Source organism: Candidatus Kinetoplastibacterium crithidii (assembly GCA_027557655.1).
In the GTDB taxonomy this organism is placed as follows: domain Bacteria; phylum Pseudomonadota; class Gammaproteobacteria; order Burkholderiales; family Burkholderiaceae_B; genus Kinetoplastidibacterium; species Kinetoplastidibacterium crithidii_C.
In genome coordinates, this window is the sequence record CP064915.1 from 364302 (window position 1) to 386116 (window position 21815).

20 protein-coding genes and 2 pseudogenes are annotated in these 21815 nt (G+C 29.1%); 13 read left to right on the top strand and 9 right to left on the bottom strand.

What is annotated here, in order from left to right; all coding sequences use genetic code 11:
- Nucleotides 1-7 precede the first annotated feature (7 nt).
- The 4 genes and pseudogenes from fabZ to rnhB all read left to right on the top strand — a co-directional run bounded on the left by fabZ (nucleotide 8) and on the right by rnhB (nucleotide 3061).
- A complete protein-coding gene (fabZ, locus tag I1N47_01720) occupies nucleotides 8-463 on the top strand; it encodes a 3-hydroxyacyl-ACP dehydratase FabZ (protein ID WBF65844.1) in 456 nt (151 codons plus the stop codon).
- Nucleotides 463-1262: pseudogene (gene lpxA / locus I1N47_01725) on the top strand (acyl-ACP--UDP-N-acetylglucosamine O-acyltransferase). The gene fabZ and the pseudogene lpxA overlap by 1 nt, the downstream one beginning before the upstream one ends.
- Nucleotides 1262-2461: pseudogene (gene lpxB, locus I1N47_01730) on the top strand (lipid-A-disaccharide synthase). Before lpxA ends, lpxB begins: the two co-directional pseudogenes overlap by 1 nt.
- A gap of 18 nt (nucleotides 2462-2479) precedes the next feature.
- A complete protein-coding gene (gene rnhB / locus I1N47_01735; protein ID WBF65845.1) occupies nucleotides 2480-3061 on the top strand; it encodes a ribonuclease HII in 582 nt (193 codons plus the stop codon).
- 5 nt (nucleotides 3062-3066) lie between these two features.
- Here the strand turns inward: rnhB and I1N47_01740 are convergent, their stop codons facing one another.
- Nucleotides 3067-3903: a kinase/pyrophosphorylase gene (locus tag I1N47_01740; GenBank protein WBF65846.1), complete on the bottom strand. Its 837-nt coding sequence runs from the start codon at nucleotides 3901-3903 to the stop codon at nucleotides 3067-3069.
- Between the two features lie 155 nt (nucleotides 3904-4058).
- Between I1N47_01740 and ppsA the strand changes: the two genes are divergently transcribed.
- Nucleotides 4059-6422, top strand: coding sequence for a phosphoenolpyruvate synthase (gene ppsA, locus I1N47_01745; protein ID WBF65847.1), 2364 nt, complete (start codon nucleotides 4059-4061; stop codon nucleotides 6420-6422).
- Nucleotides 6423-6489: 67 nt separating this feature from the next.
- Here ppsA and smpB read toward each other — a convergent pair whose 3' ends face one another.
- The gene (gene smpB / locus I1N47_01750; protein ID WBF65848.1) at nucleotides 6490-6960 is read right to left on the bottom strand and encodes an SsrA-binding protein SmpB; all 471 of its coding nucleotides are present in this window, start codon (nucleotides 6958-6960) and stop codon (nucleotides 6490-6492) included.
- A gap of 169 nt (nucleotides 6961-7129) precedes the next feature.
- On the opposite strand from smpB, the gene I1N47_01755 reads away from it, so the two are divergent.
- Both I1N47_01755 and I1N47_01760 read left to right on the top strand, forming a co-directional pair.
- Complete coding sequence (locus I1N47_01755; GenBank protein ID WBF65849.1) at nucleotides 7130-7447, top strand: RnfH family protein; 318 nt, start codon at nucleotides 7130-7132, stop codon at nucleotides 7445-7447.
- A gap of 29 nt (nucleotides 7448-7476) precedes the next feature.
- Nucleotides 7477-8166 carry a VIT family protein gene (locus I1N47_01760; protein ID WBF65850.1) on the top strand — a complete coding sequence of 230 codons (690 nt, stop codon included), beginning with the start codon at nucleotides 7477-7479 and terminating at the stop codon, nucleotides 8164-8166.
- Here the strand turns inward: I1N47_01760 and I1N47_01765 are convergent.
- Nucleotides 8156-9136, bottom strand: a complete 981-nt coding sequence (locus I1N47_01765) for a folate-binding protein YgfZ (GenBank protein WBF65851.1) — start codon at nucleotides 9134-9136, stop codon at nucleotides 8156-8158. The two genes, I1N47_01760 and I1N47_01765, sit on opposite strands and share 11 nt — an antisense overlap.
- Before the next feature lie 114 nt (nucleotides 9137-9250).
- Here I1N47_01765 and mltG point away from each other — a divergent pair, with 114 nt between their 5' ends.
- The 4 genes from mltG to I1N47_01785 are packed head-to-tail and all read left to right on the top strand — an operon-like array spanning nucleotide 9251 to nucleotide 12679.
- A complete protein-coding gene (gene mltG, locus I1N47_01770; GenBank protein WBF65901.1) occupies nucleotides 9251-10246 on the top strand; it encodes an endolytic transglycosylase MltG in 996 nt (331 codons plus the stop codon).
- Nucleotides 10243-10863 (top strand): dTMP kinase, encoded by a 621-nt coding sequence (locus I1N47_01775; protein WBF65852.1) that lies wholly within the window; start codon nucleotides 10243-10245, stop codon nucleotides 10861-10863. Before mltG ends, I1N47_01775 begins: the two co-directional genes overlap by 4 nt.
- Nucleotides 10860-11888: a DNA polymerase III subunit delta' gene (locus I1N47_01780; protein WBF65853.1), complete on the top strand. Its 1029-nt coding sequence runs from the start codon at nucleotides 10860-10862 to the stop codon at nucleotides 11886-11888. The genes I1N47_01775 and I1N47_01780 overlap by 4 nt, the downstream gene beginning before the upstream one ends.
- Nucleotides 11889-11902: 14 nt before the next feature.
- Nucleotides 11903-12679, top strand: coding sequence for a TatD family hydrolase (locus I1N47_01785; GenBank protein WBF65854.1), 777 nt, complete (start codon nucleotides 11903-11905; stop codon nucleotides 12677-12679).
- A gap of 3 nt (nucleotides 12680-12682) precedes the next feature.
- Here the strand turns inward: I1N47_01785 and I1N47_01790 are convergent, their stop codons facing one another.
- The 6 genes from I1N47_01790 to I1N47_01815 form a co-directional block, all read right to left on the bottom strand.
- Nucleotides 12683-13465, bottom strand: a complete 783-nt coding sequence (locus I1N47_01790; protein ID WBF65855.1) for a lipoate--protein ligase family protein — start codon at nucleotides 13463-13465, stop codon at nucleotides 12683-12685.
- Nucleotides 13456-13743 carry a biotin--protein ligase gene (locus I1N47_01795; GenBank protein WBF65856.1) on the bottom strand — a complete coding sequence of 96 codons (288 nt, stop codon included), beginning with the start codon at nucleotides 13741-13743 and terminating at the stop codon, nucleotides 13456-13458. Before I1N47_01795 ends, I1N47_01790 begins: the two co-directional genes overlap by 10 nt.
- Nucleotides 13744-13832: 89 nt before the next feature.
- The gene (gene guaA, locus I1N47_01800; GenBank protein WBF65857.1) at nucleotides 13833-15413 is read right to left on the bottom strand and encodes a glutamine-hydrolyzing GMP synthase; all 1581 of its coding nucleotides are present in this window, start codon (nucleotides 15411-15413) and stop codon (nucleotides 13833-13835) included.
- A 3-nt stretch (nucleotides 15414-15416) separates the two neighbouring features.
- Entirely contained in the window at nucleotides 15417-16877 is a 1461-nt protein-coding gene (guaB, locus tag I1N47_01805) for an IMP dehydrogenase (GenBank protein ID WBF65858.1), read from the bottom strand.
- Nucleotides 16878-17065: 188 nt separating this feature from the next.
- On the bottom strand, nucleotides 17066-17266 hold the full coding sequence (locus I1N47_01810) for a YbdD/YjiX family protein (GenBank protein WBF65859.1): 201 nt from the start codon (nucleotides 17264-17266) through the stop codon (nucleotides 17066-17068).
- 42 nt (nucleotides 17267-17308) lie between these two features.
- The gene (locus I1N47_01815) at nucleotides 17309-19372 is read right to left on the bottom strand and encodes a carbon starvation protein A (GenBank protein ID WBF65860.1); all 2064 of its coding nucleotides are present in this window, start codon (nucleotides 19370-19372) and stop codon (nucleotides 17309-17311) included.
- A 469-nt stretch (nucleotides 19373-19841) separates the two neighbouring features.
- On the opposite strand from I1N47_01815, the gene psd reads away from it, so the two are divergent.
- Together psd and I1N47_01825 are read left to right on the top strand one after the other, a co-directional pair.
- Nucleotides 19842-20714, top strand: a complete 873-nt coding sequence (gene psd, locus I1N47_01820; GenBank protein WBF65861.1) for a phosphatidylserine decarboxylase — start codon at nucleotides 19842-19844, stop codon at nucleotides 20712-20714.
- Between the two features lie 29 nt (nucleotides 20715-20743).
- Nucleotides 20744-21811, top strand: coding sequence for an alcohol dehydrogenase catalytic domain-containing protein (locus I1N47_01825; protein WBF65862.1), 1068 nt, complete (start codon nucleotides 20744-20746; stop codon nucleotides 21809-21811).
- The last annotated feature ends 4 nt before the right edge of the window (nucleotides 21812-21815 follow it).

Below are 21815 nucleotides of genomic sequence, written 5' to 3' on the forward strand. Positions count from 1 at the left end.
TATAAAAATGAATTTAAATATCAAAGAAATAATGGAACGTTTGCCTCATAGATATCCTATGTTATTAGTAGATCGTGTGCTAGAAATGATACCAAGAAAATCTATAGTTGCTATAAAAAATGTTTCTATAAATGAACCTTTCTTTGAGGGCCATTTTCCTCATATACCTATTATGCCTGGGGTTTTAATTGTAGAAGCTTTAGCTCAGGCTGCAGCACTTTTTTCTTTTGTTAGCAATTCTAATGATATCGAATCTAAAAATAATACTGTTTATTATTTAGTAGGAATTGAAAATACTAGATTTAGACGTCCAGTAGTTCCAGGAGATCAGTTGCGTCTTGAGGTTTTCGCTGATCGTTTAGGAAATTCTATATCTAAATATAAAGCAAAAGCTTTGGTTGATAATCAAGTTGTGGCTCAAACAGATTTAATGTGTGCTATGCGTGCTTTAGAAAAAAAATAATGCAACAAAGTATTAAGATATACCCTACATCTATAATAGATGTAGGGTGCTGAAATTGATAGTTCTGTTGTAGTTAGTCCTTATGTAATAATAGGTTCTGGAGTTTCTATAGATTCTGGTACAATAATTGGTCATTATTGTCATATAGATGGAAATACAACTATCGGTAAAGATAATATTTTTTATCTTTTTTGTTCTATTGGTTTTTTGCCTCAAGATAAAAAATATAATGGTAAAAAAAACCTATCTGAAAATAGGTTCGCGTAATACTATTAGAGAATTTACTACTTTTAATTTAGGTACCTCACAAGGTGGATATAATACTTTAGTTGGTAATGATAATTGGATAATGGCTTATGTTCACATAGCTCATGATTGTATTGTAGGAAATAATATGACATTAGCTAATTCCGTACAATTGGGTGGTCATGTTACAGTAGGAGATTGAGTAGTAATAGGTGGTTTAAGCGGAGTTTACCAATTTTCAAAGATTGGTAAGTATACTATGATAGGAGCTAAAAGTTCTCTAAAGCAAGATGTTTCACCGTTTATTCTGTGTAGAGGAAATTCAACTCGTCCCTTTGGTATCAATTCAGAAGGATTAAAACGTAGAGATTTTGCTAAAGATGTAATTTTAGAAATTAAAAGGGCTTATATAATAATTTACCGACAAAGTCTTTCTTTACGAAAAGCTTGTCATTGTTTAAGCAGTTATAGTTATAAGAATAAAGATGCTACAGATTATATAAAATTAATTATTGATTTTTTACAAAATTCTGAACGTGGCATAATTAGATAATGAAATTACATATTGGGATAGTTACTGGAGAACCTTCAGGTGATTTATTATCTAAGCAAATTCTTGAAGGAATCAGAAATAAATATCTTAAAGAAGTAATTTATGATGGTATTGGCGGAACGGAATTATCTAGTATAGGTTTTAATTCTTGGTATTCCATGGATGAATTATCTGTTTTCGGATATTTAGATGCAATACTTGCTTTTCCTAGAATCTTTAACAATATATAAAAATGTAAAGAAAAGATGGCTTGCCAATAAACCTGATGTTTTTTAGGAATTGATTTGCCTGATTTTAATTTGAGATTAGAGTCTAGTTTAAGAAAAAATAATATAACCACCATACATTTTATAAGCCCTTCAATATGGGCATAGAGATTTGAGAGAATTAAAATGATTAAAGAGGCTGTATCTCTCATATGTTAGTAGTTTTTCCTTTTGAAGAAGAAATATATCGTAGGGAAAATATTCCTGTTACCTATGTAGGTCACCCATTAGCAAGTGTTATTCCGTTAAATCCTTCCCAAGAATCTGCTCGTAGATTTTAAATATTGATCCAAAAACTGAATTAATTGCTGTTTTACCAGGCAGCAGGGCATCTGAAATAAGTAATTTAGGTCCTGTATTTTTGCAAACAGGTAAATTGCTAAATAAAATAAGACCTAATTTGCAATTCATAGTACCAATGGTCAATGAATTAATACGTTCTGAGTTTGAAAGTTTATTGTCTTCTATTGAAATATCTAATCTTCGTTGTATTAGTAGAAGTGATTATAAAAATAACATTTTGATCAATAAACCATTATCATGTTATGCTATGAAAACTAGTAATATTGTGTTATTGTCTAGTGGTACAGCAACTTTAGAAGCAGCTCTATTTAAAATGGCCTATGGTAATATCTTATGTATTATCGCCTTTAGTTAAAAAAATCATGATATGGCAATTAGGTCAAAAGGAACTATATTTACCATGGATTTGCCTTCCTAATATTTTAATTAATAGATTTGTAGTTCTTGAATTTGTGCAAGATAATGCTACTCAAAAAAAAATTGGCTGAAGCAATTCTAAATATATTGCTAGATAAAACGTATTGCCAGTCTGTAAGCGATTGTTTTAAAAAAATGCATAAAGATTTGAAATTAGATACTCCAAAATTTGTGGCAGAAACCATTATGGAAATTGTTCGAAAAACTATGTGAGACATCTTGAATTAATATATGAGTTTAGATTTTACAGTTATTTCAGCTGGAGTAGATGAGTCTGGCCGTGGTTCATTAGCTGGTCCAGTATATGCTGCTGCAGTGATATTAGATGATAAATATCCTATAAAGGGATTAGCTGATTCCAAATTATTAAATAAGAATAAAAGAGATCAGTTATCTGTCATTATCAAAGAAAAGTCATTGTCATGGGCTATAGGTATATCTACTGTTGAAGAAATAGATAGTTTAAATATATTACAGGCTACTTTGTTAGCAATGAGAAGAGCTGTGCTAGGATTAAATAAAAAACCTAGTATTGCTTTAGTAGATGGTAATATGTCACCACATTTAGATTGTCTTGTTAAGACAATCGTTAGTGGAGACAGATTAGTACAATCCATATCTGCTGCTTCTATTCTAGCTAAAACAGAAAGAGATGTTGAAATGTTAAGATTACACTCACAATATCCTCTTTATTGTTTTGACCAGCATAAAGGTTATTGTACTTCTCAACATCTAAGATTATTGCGTTTATATGGTCCATGTATTTTTCATAGGCGAAGTTTTTCGCCAGTGAGAGAAGTTATAAGTTTATAGTATGTCTATGCTAGAGTTCTAGATAAACCTATTTCTTGTAAGACAGTAGTCGATATTTCTTCTATTGATTTTGTTGTAGTGGATAGCCATGATATTCCTTCTCTTCTCATCATTTTTTCAGATTCACTAACCTCATATCTGCATTGTTCTAGAGTAGCGTATTTGCTATTTGGACGTCTTTCATTTCTTACTTCTGATAATCTTTCTGGTAATATAGATAATCCAAATAGCTTTGATTTAAATGGAACAATAGTAGCAGGTAATGTATTTCTTTCAAAATCATCTGGAGTTAAAGGAAAATTAGCTGCTTTTATTGCATATTGCATTGCAAGATATAGACTAGTTGGTGTTTTACCACAACGAGAGACTCCTATAAGGATGACATCTGCTTTATTTAGTTGGTTAACAAATTGACCATCATCATGAGACAGGCTAAAATTAATTGCATCTATACGGTTTCTATATTTTTCAGAATCTGAAACCATATGTGATCTTCCTATAGAATTATTTGCTTTATGACCAATTGCTTGTTCTATATGGTTTATAAATGTTCCAAATAAATCTATAAATATGCAGTTAGCAGTTTTTAGTAAATTCATTATATCTATATTTACTAATGTACTAAAAATAATTGGTGGATATCCAGTTTCATTCGCAGTGTTATTGATTTTGACTACAGCTTCTTTGGCTTTTTCTATGGAACAAATAAATGGTAAATGTATTTCTTTAAATCTTACTTGATCAAATTGAGAAAGAACTGCATTACTAAAAGTTTCTACTGTAATTCCAGTTCCGTCTGATACCAAATATACAGTTCTTTCTGCTAGTAATTGATTATTCATATATTAATCCTTTTTCTTAAATTAATTTTGTTTATTAATGATAAATTGTATAATCTTAAAGAGTGTATTATCCATTTTTTTGAATAATTTGATCAATACATTATTTTCGAGTGTATTTATCAAATTGTTTTTTTATTTTTATAAAGGATAGTAATATGTCTTATGTAGTTAGTTTTGAAAAGCTACGAATGTCTGATGTTGATTCTGTGGGTGGCAAAAATGCATCTCTCGGTGAGATGATTAGTCAATTATCCAATGCTGGTGTTAGAGTTCCAGGTGGATTTGCTACAACAGCTCAAGCATTTCGTGATTTTTTACATTATTCTGATTTAGATATAAAAATAGCTAATAGATTAGCGAGTTTAAATCCTGATGATATACAAGAGTTATCTATTGTTGGAGCAGAAATTAGACAATGGATAATGAATGCCCCTTTTTCAGAAAAACTTGAGAAAGAAATTAGGGATGCTTTTTCTATTCTAGATATTGATGGTAATAGTTCATTTGCTGTTAGATCTTCCGCGACAGCAGAAGATCTACCTGATGCTTCTTTTGCAGGACAACAAGAAACATACCTTAATGTTTCTGGTATAGAAAATATTTTAGATAAGATAAGACATGTTTTTGCTTCTCTATACAATGATAGGGCTATTTCTTATAGAGTTCATAAAGGGTATCACAATACTGAAGTAGCTTTATCAGCTGGTATACAAAGAATGGTAAGATCTGATAAAGGTAGTGCTGGTGTTATGTTTACAATAGATACAGAATCTGGGTTTCCAGATGTTGTATTTATTACATCTTCATATGGCTTAGGAGAAACGGTAGTACAGGGTGCTGTAAATCCAGATGAATTTTATGTTTTTAAACCTACTCTTTCTAAGGGGTATGATGCGATAATAAGTCGTCGTATTGGATCTAAACTTATTAAAATGGAATTTAATGAAGATCATAGTTCAGATGAAGCAGTCAAGACAGTTAATGTTGATTTATCAGATCGTAATAAATATTCATTGAATGACTCTGAAGTATTAGAACTAGCAAAATACGCTATGATTATAGAAAACCATTATGGACGCCCTATGGATATAGAATGGGGTAAAGATGGTATAGATGGTAAGCTGTATATACTGCAGGCACGTCCAGAAACTGTAAAATCACAACAAAATCATAAGGAAGTTCAACAAAGATATAAGTTGAAGGCCAGCGGAACTGTTCTCATAACTGGTAGATCTATAGGTCAAAAAATTGGCTCTGGACCTGTTAGAATTGTTGCAGATACATCTGAAATTAATAGAGTAAAACCAGGAGATATTTTGGTAACTGATATGACAGATCCTAATTGGGAACCTGTTATGAAAAAAGCATCTGCTATAGTTACTAATAGGGGAGGGAGAACTTGTCATGCAGCTATAATCGCCAGAGAACTTGGAATTCCTGCAGTTGTTGGTTGTGGTGATGCTACAAGTGTTTTAGTAGAGGAGCAGTATGTGACAGTATCTTGTTCTGAAGGAGATGAAGGTAGAGTCTATAGCGGAATTATAGAAACAGAAATAGAGGATGTTCATCGTGGTGAAATGCCAGAAATAGATATTAAAATTATGATGAATGTTGGTAATCCGCAACTTGCTTTTGATTTTTCACAATTACCAAATTCTGGTGTTGGTTTAGCACGTTTAGAGTTTATTATTAATAATAATATAGGGGTGCATCCTAAAGCAGTATTAGAATATCCAAATATTGATCTCAATTTAAAAAAGGCAGTTGAATCTGCAGCACGTGGTTATGTTAGCCCGCGTTCATTCTTTGTAGAAAAGATGTCTGAAGGAATATCTACAATAGCTGCTGCATTTTGGCCAAAACCAGTAATAGTGCGGTTATCTGATTTTAAATCTAATGAATATAGAAAATTAATTGGAGGTTCTAGGTTCGAGCCAGAAGAAGAAAACCCAATGCTAGGATTTAGAGGGGCATCAAGATATATTTCTAAAGATTTTAGCGAATGTTTTCGTATGGAATGTGATGCCTTTAAAAAAGTTCGTAATGAAATGGGTTTAACTAATGTTGAAATCATGGTTCCTTTTGTTAGAACTATTTCTCAAGCTAAGAAAGTTATTGATTTATTGTCAGAACATGGTTTGAGAAGAGGAGAAAATGGTCTTAGAATTATAATGATGTGTGAAGTTCCTAGTAATGCAATTCTTGCAAAAGAATTTTTGCAATATTTTGATGGGTTTTCTATTGGATCAAATGATATGACTCAATTAACATTAGGTCTTGATAGAGACTCTGGAATGGAACTTTTAGCAGCAGATTTTGATGAAAGAGATCCAGCCGTAAAGTTTATGTTACAAAGAGCAATAAAGGCTTGTTTAGATGAAAATAAATACATAGGTATTTGTGGCCAAGGACCTAGTGACCATCCTGATTTTGCTAAATGGTTACATAAGGAAGGAATTATATCAATTTCCTTGAATCCAGATACAGTAGTAGATACTTGGAAACGTTTGGCTGACTAATATTTTTACAAATCATTGTTTTCATATGTTTCAAAAATTATGTTTGATCATGTGAAAACAATGATTTCTAATCTTTGTTTTGCGAATAGGTTTTTAATTTACTTTTTAAAAATCTTTCTTGTTCTTTTTTATATTCTTTTTCTTTGGAATCATTACGTTTGTCGTACATTTTTTTACCTTTACACAAAGCTATATCTAGTTTAATTAAGTTATTTTTATAATGTAAATTTAGTGGAATTAAAGTAAATCCTTTTTGATCAACCTTCCCAATTAGTTTTTTAATCTCATTTTTATTAAGCAATAATTTTCTTGTTCTATAAGGATCAGGAGTTATATGATTAGAAATAGTTTTCAATGGACTTATATGCATTCCAATTATATATATTTCTCCGTTTTTTATAACTATATATCCTTCTTTTATGCTTACATTTTTACTTCTAATTGCTTTAACTTCCCATCCTTGTAATATAATTCCAGCTTCAAATTTATCTTCTATAAAATAATCATGGTAAGCTTTTCTATTTTCTGTTATTTTCATATAAATTATTGATAATTGTTGTCTTTAATTCTTAAATTATATTTTTATGATTTGTATTAATTATATATAAGAACTATAATTGTTTATTAGTTCTTATATATAATTAATATTATATGCCTCTAGTTTTAAAATTATTTATTTTTTAGTTTTAAAAAATAGTGAATTTTCTATGTCAGATAATCTTATTAATCAAAATATTAATATTACCATAGTGTATATTGATGAATCAGGTTCTTTGTACAATGAAGAAATTATTATGTCAAAAGGATCTACGATAAAAGATGCCTTATATACTTCTAAACATATATTGAATATCAAAGATATTGATTATTTATCAGATAATACAGGAGTATTTGGTAAATTAAAAAAAATAGATAGTGAGTTATATGATAATGATAGAGTGGAAGTATATAGAAAATTATTATGTGATCCTAGAGATTCTAGATTAAGAAGGTTGACAAAACAAAAAAGTAAAAAATTGTTATAATTGATTAGGTTAATTTAGTATATTATTTTATGCCAGCAAAAGAACATCACAAAATTTTTAGATCAGCTTGGTTAAGAGCATCTGTATTAGGAGCTAATGATGGTATTATTTCTACTTCTAGTTTAATAATAGGTATAGCATCAACTAGTTATGATTATTTTACAATTATTAGTGCAGGAATAGTAGGATTAATTGCAGGATCTTTATCTATGGCTGTTGGTGAATATGTATCAGTACAATCTCAAGCAGATATAGAAAATGCTGATTTACAGATGGAGCAATATTCGCTAAAAAAAAACCATGAAGAAGAGTTGGAAGAATTAATATCAATATATGTTGATAGGGGTGTGTCATATGAGCTGGCTACTCAAGTAGCAAGCCAATTAACAGATCATAATGCTTTAGATGCTCATGCTAGAGATGAATTAGGTATATTAATACATAATAGAGCCCGTCCATTACAGGCTGCTTTTGCTTCATCCATATCATTTGCCTTAGGGTCTATACTTCCAATAATGATTTCTGTTATAGTCCCGATAGCATTTCTGATTCCATCAATTATAGTTGGTTCTGTTATCTGTTTAGCTGTTTTAGGGGCTATTTCTGCTATAACAGGAGGTGCAAAAGTTTGGCCAGCTGTAAGAAGAATTTCTATATTAGGCGCTATATCTATGATAATTGCATCTTTTGCTGGAAGCATCTTTGAATTTATTTTATAAAAATTTGTGAAATATTTTGCAAGTCAAAATTTTGACTTGGGTATTTTATATATAGTTCTATATTTTTATTATGAAAATTGATATCTAATTCCAATAGAATGAATATTTTGTTATCTAAAGTTACATGATCTATAATACGTCCGCATTCTATTGAATTATCTTTATTAAAAACATCATGTCCTATCAAATTTTTATCTATTATAGAATCATTTAAATAGCAGAAACCAAGAGTCATTCTATATTTTATTTTATTTTTATAGTGTATTCTTGCAATAACTTCTTGTCCAGGATAACAACCTTTATTAAAGCTAATCGCTCCTATTAAATCTAAATTAATGCTTTGTGCTATAAATAAATTACTATTTTGTATTCCAATAAATGGAAGATTACTGCAGAAATCATTATAGTGCCAAATATTTTGATATAAAACTTCTGTTTTTTTTATTTGAAAAATATCACTTCTGATTAATTTATTACAACTAATATTATTAGTAATTAGCCAAAATCTATTAATATCATTATTGTTAGAAGGTGCAGAAATCCAAGTTCCAAATTCATTATAGGAAATCTCAAATTCTTTATGATTTAAATGAATAGAATTTTTTTCTTCAAATATAGTCCTATCATTTATTGCAAAATAAATTCCTAATAGTTCTTGTTTATGAATTTTTATAGCAACATCAGATTTTAGTATAAATAATTGTAATCTTTTAATAAAATATTGGACAATATCATTTTTTATGATGCAGTAAATATTTTTATTATTTTTATCAAATTCTTTCCATAGTATGGTAGTAAATAAAACTTTTCCATTATGAGAACAATACCCAGAAAAGCAAGCTTTATCTTTTGATAAATTTATAATATCTTGAGTGTATTGTCTTTGTAAAAAAGATTCACTATCTTTACCAGTGATATTGATAATACTAAAATTATTTAAATTTGTGTAAAACGAAAAATCTGTTTTCATGGTTTTTTTATATTGATAACTTCATGATAGTTAAATATTGAAAAATATAGTTAATTTATCAAGAAATTTTTATAATAGGATCAAAGATTGTTTACAAATAAAATTAAAAAACTTATCTATTTGCTATTTATAATTGTAACATTTGTTTTTTATTTTTTATTTATGTTATTTATCTTATGGACTAAGAAACCAATATCATCTTCTAAAAACGACAATGTTAGAATTATCATTAAAAATGGCTATACAACTAAAAAGGTAGCTAAGCTAATTAATGAAAAATTCAATATAAATGTTAGAAATTTTGTTTGGATGACATATATTTATAATAATGATAAATCTTTTAAAGCCGGAGAATATAAATTATCAAGTATTGATACTCCTTTTAATATCATGAATAATTTTGTATTAGGCAAATGCTGCTATAATCAGATAACTTTTTTAGAAGGTTGGAATTTTAATCAATTTCGTGAAACATTAGAGAGTAATATATATGTCAGGAAAACTATAACTAACATTAGTGACTCTGATTTAATGAAATTATTAGGATCTCAAATACTAATACCTGAAGGATTATTTCATCCAGATACATATTTTATATCTTTTGATACTACAGATTTTGATATCTTAAAGATGGCATATGAAAAATCAAATGAAATTGTTAGTAAATTATGGAAAGAAAGAAAAGTTAGTACAACTATAAATACTCCTTATGAAGCTATTATTCTGGCTTCTATTATAGAGAAAGAAGCAAGTAATTATATGGAAAAAGCAACTATTAGTGGGGTACTGAATAATAGATTAAAGTTAGGTATGCGTTTACAGTCAGATCCTACAGTTATATATGGTATTGGTAAGAATTTTTCAGGAAAAATCAGTAAATTTGATTTAAAAAAAGATACTCCATGGAATACATACACTAGATATGGCTTACCTAGATCTCCAATTTCATCAGTTAGTGAATCTTCTTTATGGGCTGCTTTAAATCCAGAATTGCATAATTATATATATTATGTAGCTAGAGGTGATGGAACTACAGTTTTCTCCATAAATTATGAATCTCATAATAGTAAAGTAAAAGAATATTTATTGAAGTCAAAGGAAAATAAATGATTATTCCTGGAAAATTTATAACATTTGATGGGATAGATGGAGCTGGTAAGAGTACTCAAGCTTATTTATTATCTACTTATTTAAAGTCTAAGGGTATTGATTTAATCCTTACTAGAGAGCCTGGAGGAACTAAATTAGGAGAAAAAATAAGGGACTTAATTCTGAGTATCGATATGTTTGTTGAAACAGAAACATTATTATTATTTGCAGCTCGTTTCGAGCATTTTAAAACAATTATAGAGCCATCTTTATTGAGTGGAAAATGGGTTATATGTGACAGATTTATCGATGCTACCTATGCATATCAAGGTTATGGTAAAAAGTTAGATTCAAATCTAATTAAGGACCTAGAATCTTGGGTGAACTTTTCTTTTAAACCAGACATAACTTTTTTATTTGATATTTCTTTTGAGCTTATGAATACAAGATTTGCAAATAATAAAAAATTAGATAAATTTGAAAAAGAAGATAAATTATTTTTTGATAATACAAGGAAAGGTTATATACAAAGAGCTGAAATGGATAGTAACAGAATTAAAATTATAGATGCAACAAATTCTATTGATGATATACAAACAGAAATAATTAATTACATTAATTTTGATAAAAAACTATGATTGAAAATTCGTTCTTTCCTTGGCAAATAGAAATCGCAGATAAATACTTGGGAAAATCTGATAAAATACATCATGCAATTATTTTATATGGCTTAAAAGGTATAGGTAAATTTGAATTTTCTACTGCATTTGCTGCTTCTTTTTTATGTGAAAATCATGATAGTAAATTTGCTTGTAAAAAATGTATTTCTTGCAATCTAATAGAAAAAAATAATCATCCTGATTTTAAGTTATTAATTCCAAATTCAATAGCTGATGAAAAAAAAATTAGTATGTCTTTTGATGAAAAGAAGAATACTTCGTATTCTTCTAATGAAATCCGTGTAAATCAAATAAGAGATATAATTCCATGGGTTAATATCAAGTCATATCGTAATAATAAAAAGATTGTTGTTATATATAAGGCTGATTATTTAAATACTATTTCTTCCAATGCTTTATTAAAAATGTTAGAAGAACCTAGTGATGATATTTTTTTTCTTATAGTATCTGATTGTCTGGATAAATTGTTACCAACAATAGTATCTCGTTGTCAAATTTTGCATTTACCAATTCCTGATTATCAAATTGCTTTAAGTTGGCTTAAAAATAATAATGTAGATAATTCTAATCATTGGTTAAGTTTTTCTAGTAATGCTCCAATAGATGCATTGCATTATAGTATGAGAAGAAAAAATCCTTGTCCATCTTGGGTATATAATTTTTTAGAATTGTTATCTAATAATTTAGATGTTAATGTTTTTTCAATGCTAGATAGTTATCCTGATGATATTTTTATCAATGAATTAATTGATATTTTTCAGAAATTATTTTTTGATTTAATTTTAGTTTCATATAAATTTTATCCCAAATATTTTATTGATATGAAAAATATTTTAGATAAATTAAGTATTAGATCAACTACCGCTATTTTAATAAATAATTTTATTTGGTTAAATAGGAAAAAGAAGTTATCTGATCAGCAAGTTAATAAAAAAATTTTTTTAAATAGTATTTTAAATAAAGTAATCGTATCTTTTACATAATAAAGGATTTCATAATGTTTGTAGATTCACACTGTCATTTAGATTTGCAAGAATTTGATAAAGACATAGATCTTATAATGGAACAAATGTCTAATGCAAGAGTTGATTACGCTTTGGTTGCTGGTATAGATAAAAAAAATTTTAATAATATATTAAAATTAATATCAAATTATGATAATTTATATGCTTCTGTAGGAATGCATCCTGAATGTTCAAATAATGAAGATTTTTCCATAGAAGAGCTATGTTTCTTAGCAAAACATAACAAGAAAATAGTTGCAATAGGAGAAACAGGTTTAGATTATCATAGAAATGATTATAAATGTTTAGATTGGCAAAGAAATCGTTTTCGCAAACATATAAGAGCGGCAAAGATATCTATGCTACCTCTAATAATACATACTAGATCTTCAATTGTAGATGTATTAAATATTTTAAAAGAAGAGGGTGCTAGTGATGTTGGTGGTGTAATGCATTGTTTTACTGAGAACTGGGATGCAGCAAAATTAGCAATGAATTTAAATTTTTATATATCTATATCTGGAATAGTAACTTTTAAAAATGCTAGAATAGTTCATGAATTAGCGAAAAAAGTTCCTTTAGATAGGATTCTTATAGAGACAGATTCACCGTATTTATCGCCAGAGCCATATAGAGGAAAAATTAATAATCCCGCAAATGTTATTTATGTAGCCAATAAAATAGCAGAATTACGTAAGATCACAGTTGAGGAGGTTGCTTATGCATCAAAAAGAAACTTTTTTTCTTTATTTACAAAAATAGGTTTGTAATATTTAAGGAACTATATTTATCCAAGATTCTGTTGAGAATTTTTCTCTAGATATTTTTTTTGCTAAATTTATAGTTTTTTTGTCTAATTCAATTTTTTCAACGTGACACATTTTAGAAAAGTGGTTTATCATATTTTTAATAAACTCTAATCTGGATAATCCTGTACTAGTAAGAGTAGTATTATCTACTCTTTTATTTGCACTTTCTATGCCTTTATCAGATATTTTTTCTTTGCTAATACGTAATACTTTTGCCATTTTTTCCTGATCTATAGAGTAAGCTATAGTAGTATGATGAAGTATTGCTTTAGATAATCTTGCTTGAGCTGATCCTCCTATTTTTTTCCCATTTTCTGATTCTATGTCATTTAGTGGTTTATATTTTACGGGCACACCTAATTCCCTAAAAGAGTCTACTACCCAGCTGTCTAGAAACTTATACGATTCTTGAAATGTTAAATCTAAAATTAATTCTTTAGGAATGCTAAGAGAATATGTAATAGTATTTCCTGGTTCTATAAACATAGCACCACCACCGGTTATTCTTCTCACTATTTTTAAATTATATTTATCAGCATATAGTTTATTCACTTCATTTTTTACCGATTGAAATCGTCCCAACACAACAGCAGATGAATCCCATTCCCATATTCTTAGAGTAGGTAATCTTATGCCTAGATTAACTTCTTCTGTAATTTGTTGATCCAAAGCCATATGTACATTTGGCTCTTGATGAGCACCGTATATCAATTGCCATCTATAATCATTCCATTTTCTTATAGACATAATAAAGCCCTTTTTATTGTCATTACAATATCTGTAGTTGAGAATCCTATAAATTCTGTATTTTCAGGTAAATTTCTTTCTATTATTTTTTTTATAACTTCATCATTTGAGTCAATTGGTAAACCATTTAGAGATTCATTCATAATATTTAATGCTTCAGATGGCTCAAGAAAAAAATCGCCGCTGATTTGTACGTCATATATTGTATTGTTCTTATAATTAATTTCAAAATCTATCATTACTAATTTATTTCCAGGTGCTTTATATTCTCCATGCATTTTATATTAATTTCCTTAAGTAATTATTTATTTGTATAGGATTAAATATTGTAATACTTTACATAATATATATTATGCGTATATTTATTTTATTCCCATTCTATGGTGGATGGAGGTTTATTAGAGATATCATAAACTACTCTATTAATGCCAGGAACTTCATTAATGATTCTAGAAGAAATTCTTGATAATAAAGGTGTAGGTATATCTGACCAATTTGCAGTCATGAAGTCTGAAGTATCTACTGATCTTAATGCTATAACATATTCATATGTACGTCCATCACCCATAACTCCTACAGATTTAATAGGTAAAAATACGGCAAAAGCTTGAGAAACAGAATCATACCAACTTTTATTGGTTAGAGTATTTTTATTATTTTTTAGTTCTTCTATAAAAATATTATCGGCACTTTGTAAAATACTGATAAATTCTTTTTTAATTTCTCCTATTATTCTAACAGCTAAACCAGGCCCAGGAAAAGGATGGCGACATATCATATCATATGGAATTCCAAGTTCTATTCCTATCTTTCTTACTTCATCTTTAAAAAGATATTTTAATGGTTCTAATAAAGAAAGTTTCATTTTTTCAGGAAGACCTCCAACATTATGATGAGATTTTATAATATTAGATATGCCATTTTTCCCTTTTGAAGACTCTATTACATCTGGATATATAGTTCCTTGAGCGAGCCACTTCACATTTCCAATTTTTTCAGCTTCTTCTTGAAAAACATTAATAAATTCATTTCCTATTATTTTTCTTTTCTTTTCAGGATCAGTAACACCATTTAATCTTTTTAAGAATAAATTTGAAGCATCACAATAAATAACATTTATATCCAGTGAGGAAAACATTGCTTTTACTTGCTCTTTCTCATTTAATCTCATCAATCCATGATCTACAAATATACAAGTTAATTTTTTTCCAATTGCTTTATTTATTAAGGCAGCAGCAACAGATGAATCTACTCCACCAGATAGCCCGAGTATTACTTTATCATTACCAACTTTAGATTTAATGTCTATAATTGCTCTTTCAATATAATTTGGCATATCCCAGTTATAGTCGCAATTACAAATATTTATTACAAATGTTTCAAGAATTTTTTTACCAAATTCAGTATGAGTAACTTCTGGGTGAAATTGTAATGCATATAATTTCTTTTCATTGTTCTCCATTCCAGCAATTGCAGAATTTGTATGTGCAATTTTTTTAAAGCCATCTGGTAACTTCGTCACTGTATCACCATGACTCATCCAAACTTTTAAAGAGCTATTATGATTAGCTTTTTGAATATCACCTAATAATTTACTCGTATTCGATATTATAATTTCAGCATTCCCATATTCTCTATTTGTTGAAATACTTACTTCTCCTCCTAACTGAGCAGCCATAGATTGCATGCCATAACAAATGCCGAGAACAGGAATACCTAATTCAAATACATATTTTTTAACTTTATTAGGTAATTCTTTATTAATTGATTCATGACTACCAGATATTATAATTCCAGCTAATCCCTGCTTTATTTGTTCAATTAAAGCATTTTTTTCTACATAACTATGATCAATTACTGTTGTGTATACACCTATTTCTCTTATCCTACGAGCAATCAGTTGAGTAACTTGAGAACCACAGTCAACAATTAGTATGTTTTTATTCATAAATTATTCTGACCTATAATTGGGAGCTTCTTTGGTTATATGTACATCATGAACATGTGATTCACTAACCCCAGCGGAAGTAATTTCGACAAACTCGGTTTTAGTTCGTAAATCATTTATTGTTGCACATCCACAATAACCCATGGCAGCTCTTAAGCCACCTATTAATTGATATATTATCGATATTACACTACCTTTGTAAGGTACTCTTCCTTCTACTCCCTCTGGAACCAATTTATCAGCTGTTTTGTAATGTCCTTGGAAATATCTATCAGCCGACCCTTTTTCCATGGCTCCAATACTTCCCATACCTCTATATGATTTATAGGTTCTTCCCTGAAATAAACTTTCTTCTCCAGGAGCTTCTGATGTTCCAGCAAAAATACTTCCCATCATACAGGAATGAGCACCAGCTGCTATAGCTTTAGCAATATCACCAGAGTATCTGATACCCCCATCGGCTATTACAGCAACATCTGTATTATTTAAAGCTTTTGCAACTTCGCTTATGGCTGTTATTTGAGGGACACCAACACCGGAAATGATTCTAGTTGTGCATATAGAACCTGGACCTATACCTACCTTTACTCCGTCAACTCCATGTTCTGCTAATACCTTAGCTGCTTTTGCAGTAGCAATATTACCTCCTATAATATCAATCTGAGGGTAACTTGATTTTATGCTACTTATAGTTTTTAATACCCCTAGAGAATGACCATGAGCAGTATCTACAACTATAACATCAACACCAGCGCGAACTAATTTTTCAACACGTTCTATTGTTTCGTTACCTATTCCTACAGCTGCTCCCACTCTTAATTGACCACGAGAATCTTTATTAGCTGTTGGATGCTCTGTATTTTTTACTATATCTTTAACAGTAGCCAAGCCCCGTAATTCAAAATCAGAATTTACTATAAGAACTCTTTCTAATCTATGCTTATGCATTAAAGCTTGTGCATCCAATAAAGTTGCACCCTCCTCCATTACCACTAAACGTTCTTTAGGAGTCATGATGTTTTTTAATGGTTGATTCAAATTAGTTTCAAAACGCAAGTCTCTATTAGTTATGATTCCTACAACTTTACCATTTGCAACAACTGGTAAACCAGAAATTCCAAATTTTCGTTGTAAATTTATGGCTTCTGAAACATTCATTTCTGGTGTTACAGTTATAGGATCTATAACAATTCCAAATTCATGCCTTTTGACTTTTGATACTTCATGAGCTTGTTGATCAGGAGTAAGATTCTTATGTATTATTCCAATTCCCCCCTCCTGTGCTAGGGCAATTGCTAATCTAGATTCCGTTACTGTATCCATTGCGGCTGATACAAAAGGTGTTTTTAGTTCAATATTTTTTGTAAGTTTTGTTATAAGAGAAGTGTTTTTAGGTAAAATTTCTGAATATGCAGGAACTAACAACACATCGTCAAATGTGAAAGCCTTTTTCAAAGTAAGCATTGTTAATATCTAATAATTTTATATGAAACATCTATTATACTTTTTTTATAAAAATAAATAATGGTGTTTTGTTAGATAAGCAACATAATTATAATTATTATTTAACAATATTTCATAAAAAAATAGTATTAGAGTTACCAGAAAGCAACCCTAATACTATTATCAGGTTTTATTATTGATACCCTATTTTAACAACATTTAATGTTTCCATTGGCACCATATTTAGAATCTTGGCATGCCTTAAAAAAATCTTCATAACTTAATGGAGATTTATCAGGATGATTTTTTTTCATGTGGTTAATATATTGATCATAGTCTTGTATACCCACCATTAATCTAAGTGTTTGACCTAGATATTTGCTAGCTACAGAAGCTTTTTTGTTTAACATGCTAAATATCATTTTAAAACCCATCCTATAAAAACTATATGCTTAAACAGCATTAAAATCTGATTCGATGCAAGTAGGTTTTGGATTTTTTCTAGCTGCAAATATAGAACGAATTCCATATAAAGCTATGCCTAATACAACAAACATGAATAATGAACATAGAGATGCATTTATATAGTCATTTTTTATGACCATTTGCATTTCAGATATTGTTTTTGCTGGAGAAAGAATAAGTCCCTGTTTAATAGCATCCTTATACATGTTGGCATGTGCTATAAATCCGATATTTGGATTGTTATCAAATAATTTATGATAAGAGGCTGAAAAAGTACATATTAATAACCATATAGTCGGTATTATTGTAACCCATGCATACTTATCTCTTTTCATCTTGAATAATACTACTGTGCTTAGTATTAGTGCTATGGCAGCTAACATTTGATTTGCCATTCCAAATAGAGGCCATAGTGTATTTATACCTCCTAAAGGATCTACTACTCCTTGGTATAGAAAGTATCCCCAGGCAGCTACACACATGCTAGTAGCAATAATACTTGATGCTAATGAATCTATACGTTTAAAAGAAGGTATGAATGCTCCTATAAGATCCTGAAGCATAAATCTACCTGCTCTAGTTCCTGCATCTACAGCTGTTAATATAAAAAGAGCTTCAAATAATATGGCAAAATGATACCAAAAACCCATCATTCCTGAACCACCAACTACTTGATGAAATATATGGGCCATACATACAGCTAATGTTGGAGCTCCTCCAACACGAGAAATAATACTACTTTCTCCAACTTCATCAGCTACTCTTATTAAATCTTCTGGTGTTATAACAAACCCCCAACTTGAAACCACACTAGCTACTTCTTCTGGAGTTGTTCCTATCAATGCCGCTGGACTATTCATAGCGTAATAAATACCTGGATCTATTATGCTTGCAGCTATTAATGCCATAATAGCTACGAATGATTCCATCAACATACTACCATAACCTATATATCTAGTCTGAATTTCATTCTCTATAAGTTTAGGTGTTGTTCCTGAAGCAATAAGAGCATGAAATCCCGATACAGCTCCACATGCTATTGTTATAAAAAGAAATGGAAAAAGTTGCCCAGACCATACAGGACCATTTCCATCTGCAAATTGAGTAACTATTGAAGGCATTTTTATTGTTGGAGCAACTATTATTATACCAACTGCTAAACCTATTATAGTTCCTATTTTTAAAAAAGTAGATAAGTAATCACGAGGTGCTAATAGTAGCCATACAGGTAATACAGATGCTATAAATCCATAACCTATTAAGATCCAGGTTAATTTTTTTCCATCTAAATCAAATAGAAATAATAATATATCATTATTAACAGCTTCTTGACCAAAAACGATAGCTGCCATTAGCAATACAAAACCAATAATAGATATCTCGCCTATTCTGCCTGGTCTTAAATACCTTAGATAAACACCCATGAAAATAGCTATTGGAACTGTTGCCGCAACAGTAAATGTTCCCCATGGAGAATGTGTTAATGCTTTTACAACAATTAAGGCAAGAACTGCTAATATAATTACCATTATCATGAAAGTGCCAAATAATGCTAATAAGCCAGGAGCATCTCCTAGTTCTGATTTTATTATATCTCCAAGAGACCTTCCATCTCTTCTAGTTGAAATAAACAATACAACAAAATCTTGAACAGCTCCTACAAAAACTACTCCAGCTAAAATCCATAACATTCCTGGTAAATAACCAATTTGTGCAGCTAAAACTGGACCAACTAGGGGGCCAGCACCTGCTATAGCTGCAAAATGATGGCCAAATAACACATGTTTATTTGTTGGGACATAATCAATTCCATCATTATGTTTCCAAGCTGGTGTTATTCGTTTAGCATTTAGTTGGAAAACTTTATTTGCTATAAATCTACTATAATAACGATATGCTATAAGGTATACACAAATTGAGGCGACTAGAATCCATAAAGCATTTATGCTTTCTCCCCGATTTAAAGCGATAAAACCAAGAGCAAAAGCTCCGATAATTGATATTAATATCCATATTAGGTGCTGACGACAGCTCCTAGTACTACTTTGCATAATAAGTAACTCCTCTCGTATGAAGTGATTTACGAGCCCGTAATAATTTGAGAATAATAATTCACTAAATACTATTTTTAGAATCTAAATGAAAAAAAATAGCTATAACCCATAATTTCAGCTATGTATGCTGATTTAGCTATATGTCTTTATCTGTTAATTTATGATATTAAATAATCATATAACTACTAAAATGATAATTTGATAATAATTATATTTTTATTAAATATAATTACTTAACATATTATTGCTACCCCCTAAAAACTTATAGTAAATAACGAGCAATTATATGGCACTGTGAACTTGATTGCACGGTTTTTTTAATTTGTTTTCTTGTTGTAGGAAAATAAATTTATCTTTGTATGTATGTATTATACAATTGTTTGAATATTTTAGGATCATTTAATTATTTGTATTCTATTTATAATATTGTGTTAAAAATAATTAATATATAAAACTATACTGTATTATGCGAATTAAAAATATTTTTTTATTAATAGCCCAATTTCTACTGCCTCATCACCTTTTTTCTAAAATTTTTTTCTTTGTTGCAAATAGTCGAGTGGTTTGGTTTAAAAATTGGATAATACGCAGCTTTATAAAAAAATATGATATCGATTTAACAGATTGTAATATAAAAAAATATTATGATTATACTTGTTTCAATGATTTTTTTACACGTTCTATAAAAATACAAAATAGATTATTAGATAAAAAAAATAATCTTAATTCAATACTATCTCCAGCAGATGGTTTTATTAGTCAATTTGGCAAGATATATAATAATTCAATTATTCAAGCTAAAAATCACAACTATAGCATAGTTAATCTTTTAGGAAATGATTTGCTAGACTCAGATCAATTTACTGATGGTAATTTTATAAATATATATTTATCACCGAAAAATTATCATCGTGTTCACATGCCAGTTAATGCGACATTAATAAAAATTAAATATATACCTGGTAAGCTATTTTCTGTTAATCCAGTAATAGTCAAACATATTCCTAATTTATTTGCACGAAATGAAAGAGTTGTTTGTTTATTTGATAGCATAAATGGTCCTATGGCTATAGTATTAGTTGGTTCTATGATAGTATCTTCTATTGAAACTGTATGGACGGGTTTAGTTAAAAATAAGTATTTATTTGCTAAACCATTTATATTTGATATACAAGATTTAATCAAACCTCTTTTTCTAAATAAAGGAGATGAGATGGCTAGGTTCAAATTAGGATCTACTGTAATAGTTCTATTTGGACCAAATGTAAGATGGAATTACTCTCTTTCTAAAAAACAGGAAGTTTTATTTGGTCAAGAAATAGGTAATTTTATTTTTTAATTATTATTAGTATTAAGTTTGAGATTTTTATGAAATGTTACTGTCTTAATAATTTTTTATCATCTCTACAAGAAAAGGATATAGACTTGCCTATTCCTCATAAAAATCAGGTGTTGTTAAAAGTAAAAGCATCTGGAATATGTCATAGTGATATACATTTATGTAATGGTTATTATGATATGGGTATGGGTAAAAGGTTTGAATTAAAGGACAGAGGGATTGAGTTACCTTTAGTTTTGGGTCATGAAATAGTTGGGAATGTTATTGCCAAGGGAGAAGAGGTCCAGGAAATAACAATAGGGGATAATTATATAGTATATCCATGGATAGGTTGTGGAATTTGCGAAAGTTGTAAAGCATCAAATGAAAATTATTGTTTAAATCCTCAATATCTTGGTATAAATAAACCAGGAGGATTTGCAGAATATGTTCTAGTTCCAGATCAGAAGTATCTTGTAAACATCAAAAACATGGATCCTGCTATCGTAGCTCAATATGCTTGTGCTGGATTAACTACATATTCGGCAATTAACAAGATTGAGAAAAATATTTATAAGAATAAGCCTGTAGTAATTTTTGGAGCAGGTGGTTTAGGATTAATGACAATTTCTATTTTGAAAGCTCTTGGTGCTTATGGTAGTGTTGTTATAACAAATGATTTAAATAAAAAAAATGCTGCTTTAGAAGCAGGTGCTTTAGCTGTTTTTGATTATAATGATAAGAATTTAGTAAAAGAATTGCTGAATTATAATTTTAATAATAAGTATTATGCTGTAATTGATCTAGTTGGAAATACTATCACTACAAAAGCATCTTTTGATATCTTAGAAAAATCAGCTTCGTTAATTATAGTGGGTATGTTTGGTGGTTTATCAAATTGGCCATTGGCTTTCATTCCAATGAAAGCTTTAAAAATAATAGGAAGTTATGTTGGTAATTTATCTGAGTTTAATGAATTGATGAAATTGGTTGTTGATCAAAAATTAGAGCCTGTACAAATTACAAAATATAGTTTTGATAAAGTTAATGAAGCATTATCAGATTTAAGAGCAGGCAGAATTGTTGGTAGAGCTGTTATTACTAATGACAATATTTAAAAAT